Source organism: Moorena sp. SIO4A5 (assembly GCF_010672005.1).
Classification (GTDB): domain Bacteria; phylum Cyanobacteriota; class Cyanobacteriia; order Cyanobacteriales; family Coleofasciculaceae; genus Moorena.
Map to the genome: position 1 here is coordinate 1 of NZ_JAAHHZ010000294.1, position 5776 is coordinate 5776.

A 5776-nucleotide genomic window follows, 5' to 3' on the forward strand; every position below is an offset into this window, starting at 1 on the left:
TGGGAATAAATTTTGCTTAAGATTTTTGAAACATTTTTTTTTATAGTTGTTACGTGTATTCATATTTTTTGAAAATTAGTGACCTAGAGTTATCTTACTTAACAGTTTTAGTAGTTTACATTACAAGACATTGCAAGTTCGATCTAGATCAAACCAAAATAAGTTAATCTCACAACCAGATAACGTTGATCCCATCTCAACAAAACTTACGCATAAACCAGTAGTCAGGAGATAAGTAGGTAGGATGAGCAGGTAAGAGAAGCGTTGACGTATGGCACGTTTTAACCAACTCACCTCGCTACCATATCATCCCCTTCAAGCTCCGCTTCAATGCATAAGTCCAATTGAAATAATTTGGGGGTAAATTATGAACGGCAAAGCGTGTAAAGCCACCCGTAATGTGGCAATTGTTGGTCCGTATCTCAGTGGGAAAACCACTCTACTCGAAAGTTTGTTGTCCGTTACTGGTAGGATTTCTCGCAAAGGCACAGTAAAGGAAGGCAACACCGTCGGTGATAATGCCACCGAGGCCAGGCAACGCCAAATGAGTGTGGAGGTAACTGCCGCCAGCACCGAGTATCAAGATATCTGCTTCAATTTTATAGACTGTCCCGGTTCCATTGAATTTGCTCAAGAAACCTACAACGCCTTAGTTGGTGTGGATGCGGCTGTCGTGGTTTGTGAACCAGTAAGCGATCGCGTCCTCACCTTAGCACCCTTATTCAAATTTCTCGACGACTGGGAAATCCCCCACTTAGTCTTTATTAACAAAATGGATCGGTTTGAGTTGACCGATGATGCTAATGGTAACTCCTTACGGTCCGTCTTTGATGCCCTCAATTCAGTTTCCACTCGCCCCTTAGTACTGCACCAATACCCCATTGGTAAGGGAGAACACCTCACCGGGTTTATTGATTTAGTCACCGAGCAAGCCTATCTTTACCATCCTGATGCCCCAGCTGATCCGATCCCACTGCCAGAGTCATTGAAAGAGGCAGAACAGCAAGCACGCACAGAATTACTAGAAACCTTAGCAGATTTTGACGACCACCTCCTCGAAGAACTACTAGAAGAAATTGAGCCACCCCAAGAAGAAATTGTCCAAGACCTGAAGATGGAATTGGGGGCCGACTTGATTGTACCGGTATTTATGGGTGTTGCTCAGCAAGATTACGGGGTTCGCCCCTTGATCGATGCCCTACTGCGAGAATCACCAAGCCCAGAAACCACTGCCGAGCGTCGGGACATTGCTGGTGATGAATCAAGCACGGTGGCACAGGTACTCAAAACCTATTACACTCCCCAAGGTGGAAAACTCTCCCTAGTACGAGTGTGGCAAGGTAAACTAACAGATGGCATAGTCTTTAATGGTGTCCGTGCCGGAGGCTTATACCGTATGTTTGGTCACCACACTCAGTCAGTTTCCCAAGTATCTGCTGGTGACATCGTTGCCCTGGGACGCTTAGAGGGTATTAAAACTGGTGACACCCTGACCACTGATACGGGTAATCCAGAGATGAAATTACCAATAGCTGAGGCAACCAAACCAGTCTATGCGTTAGCCATTACTCCTCAGAAGCGCAAAGATGAGGTTAAGCTCAGTGGTGCCTTAACCAAGCTGCTGGAAGAAGACCCATCTCTGGTGTGGGAACAACATGGAGACACTCACGAAATCATCCTATGGGGACAGGGAGATATTCATCTTCAGGTTGCTCTAGACCGGATGAGCCGCAAATACAACTTACCGATGACCACTCACTTACCCCGAGTGCCTTACAAAGAAAGTATCCGCAAATCCACTACCTCTCACGGGCGCTACAAGCATCAAAGTGGTGGTCATGGGCAATATGGTGATGTCTACCTTGATATCCAACCCTTGTCTCGGGGTGAAGGGTTTAATTTCTCGGAAACCATTGTCGGTGGGGTGGTGCCAAAGCAATATATCCCTGGTGTGGAGATCGGAGTAAAGGAGTACTTGTCCCACGGACCCTTAGGCTTCCCAGTGGTAGATGTGGCTGTGACTCTAACCAATGGGTCTTACCACTCCGTAGATAGTTCGGAACAGGCATTTAAACAAGCAGCACGGCTAGCTATGACCGGTGGTATGCCCGATTGTGAGCCAATGTTACTTGAGCCAATTATGTCTGTTGGGGTCTATGCACCTCAGGAATTCACCTCTAAGGTGCTGCAATTGATCACCGGTCATCGGGGTCAAATCCTGGGCTATCAGACCTGTTCTGATTGGACAGGATGGGATTGTGTTTCTGGCTATATCCCCCAGGCAGAAATGCAAAACTTGATCATGGAATTGCGATCGCTTACTTTAGGGATCGGTTTCTTTAATTGGACCTATGACCATCTCCAGGAAGTGCCAGGTAAGCTAGCTGATCGGGTGCTGGCCACCGCTGGCAATGGTAATGGTAATGGTAATGGTCGCAGCTAGGTGAATGGTTTTAGGGGTTAGGTTTTAGGTAAGCATATGCGCTACGCGCATATGCTTACGGTTTTAGGTATTGGGTTAATGGTTAATGGTTAATGGTTAATTTCTAGTACTTAAAGCCTAAACCGATCATGGCTAATCCCTAGCGAGAGGCTACCCGCTGGAGTTTTTCAATAAAAAAGGGAAGGATCAAAATTAGTAGTTTGATTGGCCAAGGAACAAAAAATAGGCTGACAAACAGACAGATTAAGGCTGTTATAGCTGCAGCCACTTTGACGATTTCTTCAGTAGTCTTAACGCAAAGGTAAATGGCTACTGAGGCGATCATCAAAGTCATCGATAAGGGTATAAGCATAATTATTACCGATACTTTTTAGCTACCAAAGTCTACCAATATCAACTTTAGCCCGCCAATGCAAGCTGATTCCTCAGCCAGGGGGTATCTCCCAAAGCACAGTGAGGCGAGGGATTGCTCGCCTCACTGTGCGCCATCATAAAAGTGCGTAGACCAGATCCAATGTCACTACAAAACCCTTGGTTTTCGGGAAATTTATTTAATTGAGACAAGGTCGTGGCACTAATATCATAGTTAAAGTATAGCAAATTACTTGAGGCAATGGCCAAGCTTTGTGATACTTTTGCCTACTGTCCACTAACCTCAACTTTTTCCGCCATAATTACCTAACCTAGCATCAGGGTTATGGAAAACATAGCAGTTGAGTCAGGTCGCCCCGTCTAGGCAACAGGGGGGTGCTGACCATCCAACACTGCCAATTAGCAGAACGTGATCCCAGATTATTCTCCTAGAGACTACACGATTGAGAATGGGATTTTCGGATACTTATCTAAATTTTCCCACCTTGGGGTTGGTTTGATTCACCTCAAGATGCACCTCAAGTAGCGGCTCCTAGGTCCCATCTCATGGTGCTACAGCAGCAAAGCCTGGCAACGATGAAGCCAATCCCTTGTGGAGTCGGAGTAGAGCGATTGGCCGTAGGCCACGCGGGGCGCGTTCGCTTGATTTTGGTATTAAAGCGATCATGCTATCATGCTTAATCTCAGGGCAATTGGAGCGTGCCATTGAGTTTAGCTTGGCTTCAAGAAATATTATACATAACCTACACATAAATCATACGTTTAGCTAACGCGATTGGCCGTAGGCCACGCTACGCGATCGCAAACTTTCGTCAGCCTTACTAAAGATGTAGGCTAACGGAATTTGATATAACACACCGAACTCTTGACTAGCTCCTACCCCATCGAGACATTAATCATTTTGAATAACGAAGTAGGCGAAGCCAAAGAACGAAGCAATTAGGATTTCAGCAAAAGGGCTATCATCTTTTGGTTTGCGTCTACCCATAATTTTGATTACTGACCCGGTAGTCTAGCAGTTTTCTATGGTTATATCACACTCAGGTTAGCCGCCAAGAATCATGTAGGGTGCAAAGTAAATGGCAGTGCTTAACTTACAATACCTGATCGATATTCAGGAAGGATTAGGATTTGCGGAACAATTAGTGTTTTCCAACACAGGGCAATCTCTCAGTGATATCCAAAGAGCAGTTTTGCAAAAATCCTGGCAAGGGCAACGCAAAACCTATGACCATATCGCTCAAGAGTTAGGCTATTCAGCAAGTTATATCAAGCAGACCGTTGCCCCTAAATTATGGAAACTGTTCTCAGAGGCACTAGGGTAAAAAGTTAGTAAAACCAACTTTCGTAGTGTACTCGAAAGACGACAGGTCAATCAAGAATCGAGTCATACTCAGGAGCTGCTTGGGGTATTGAAACAGGGACTAGAGCCTTACGAAAAAGGGAAGGTGGAATCTACAGCTACTGAACAGATATCAAATGTTTCTTTTCCGAACCATCCCCAATCCCAAATCCTCAATCCTCAATCGCAGCAGTTGGAGTTACCAGAGGGAAGAGTTCCTTTAGCTTCCCGATTTTATGTCGAGCGAGTCCCCTATGAATTCAGGTGTTACGAAGAGATTGTTAAACCAGGAGCCTTTATTCATATTAAAGCACCCAGACAGATGGGGAAAACATCCCTGATGGTGAGGATTCTGGCTCATGCAGAAACTCAGGGTTACCAAACTGTGCGTTTGAACCTTCAGCCTGATTTAGCCGTAGCCTTTGAAGCAGTGGTTAGGGCAAAAGTTCCAGTGGCCTTGGAACAGGTACAGGCATTTAAGCTTTACAGTATGGGACTGGTGAATTGGTCAGACAATCAAGTCATGGTTAGCTGCAATTTGTATCAGCGATACTTTAGCGTTCGCTTTCATAGCCATAGCGCTACGGGCTGGGAATAGGCAAGAGGCATGCTAGCAAGAGGCATGCTAGCAATAGAAAAGCCAAGTTTGACAAAGCTTGTAGCAATTTATCCCTCACCATTATTTGTAAATACCCAAGCGCGTATTGCTATAGTAATCGGAAATATTGCTATATAATCGTTACTGTTCAAGGCCCCCCGATAGCCTGCAGAACTTAAACAAATATCTGGCAGTAACATTATGACCTCTTGCCACAATACCAGCACCGCCGTCATTGAAGAATCCAAAGGGGTTAAGCGAGTTGCCTTGCTAGGAATGCCCAACACGGGCAAATCAACCTTCTTTAACCGTATCACAGGTACCACTGCTCACGTTGGCAATTGGCCCGGCATTACTGTAGATCTACTACAAGCTAATGTCCAACTCAATGGCGAACCTACGGAATTCGTAGATTTACCAGGAATTTATGACCTCAAGGGATTTTCTGATGATGAGAAAATTGTTAAAACCTTTTTAGAAAATTTTGCTGTTGATCTATTTATTCTTGTTCTCAATGCTTCCCAAATTGATAGTCAAATTCGCTTAGCATTGCAGGTAAAATCCCTAGGTTTACCGGCAGTTTTGATGCTGAATATGGCTGATGAAGCTAAGCAATATGGAGTTAAAATAAACACAGAACTATTATCCGATAATTTGGATATGCCCGTGTTACTCATTAGTGCCAAATACGGAGACGGCTATATGAGGGCATACCTAGAAATTTCTAAAACTTTAAAGGCACAAGAACAATCGATTAATATAGATAATCTAAAAACTCGTTTATCTGAGCATAGCTCTATCTCCACTAAAGAGATAGATTCAGTCCTCAATGGTGCGGTAGAAATGCCCTCTGAGATGGCAGTCAATTTAACCGCCAGGATTGATAAGTTACTCCTGCATCCGATATTGGGATTACCTTTGTTTTTCTTAGGAATGTTCCTGGTATTTTGGGTAGTTTGGACTGTGGGACTCCCCTCTCAAGACCTGATGGATGATATGACTGGCTGGATTCAAGGTGCGA

4 protein-coding genes are annotated in these 5776 nt (G+C 44.6%); all 4 read left to right on the forward strand.

Annotated features, from left to right (window positions below):
- Positions 1-367: 367 nt before the first annotated feature.
- On the forward strand, positions 368-2443 hold the full coding sequence (locus F6K57_RS35360) for an elongation factor G (RefSeq protein ID WP_293072667.1): 2076 nt from the start codon (positions 368-370) through the stop codon (positions 2441-2443).
- Between the two features lie 1451 nt (positions 2444-3894).
- A complete protein-coding gene (locus F6K57_RS35365; protein ID WP_293035891.1) occupies positions 3895-4140 on the forward strand; it encodes a sigma factor-like helix-turn-helix DNA-binding protein in 246 nt (81 codons plus the stop codon).
- Positions 4141-4227: 87 nt separating this feature from the next.
- Positions 4228-4755 carry an AAA-like domain-containing protein gene (locus tag F6K57_RS42280; protein WP_364305445.1) on the forward strand — a complete coding sequence of 176 codons (528 nt, stop codon included), beginning with the start codon at positions 4228-4230 and terminating at the stop codon, positions 4753-4755.
- Between the two features lie 201 nt (positions 4756-4956).
- Positions 4957-5776, forward strand: an 820-nt coding sequence (locus F6K57_RS35380; protein ID WP_293072669.1) for a FeoB small GTPase domain-containing protein, incomplete at its 3' end; no start/stop codon positions are given.

What these genes read in the sequence shown, in the direction of transcription:
- F6K57_RS35360 (WP_293072667.1), top strand. Translation starts at nt 368, where the DNA reads ATGAACGGCAAAGCGTGTAAAGCCACCCGTAATGTGGCAATTGTTGGT.
- F6K57_RS35365 (WP_293035891.1), top strand. Translation starts at nt 3,895, where the DNA reads ATGGCAGTGCTTAACTTACAATACCTGATCGATATTCAGGAAGGATTA.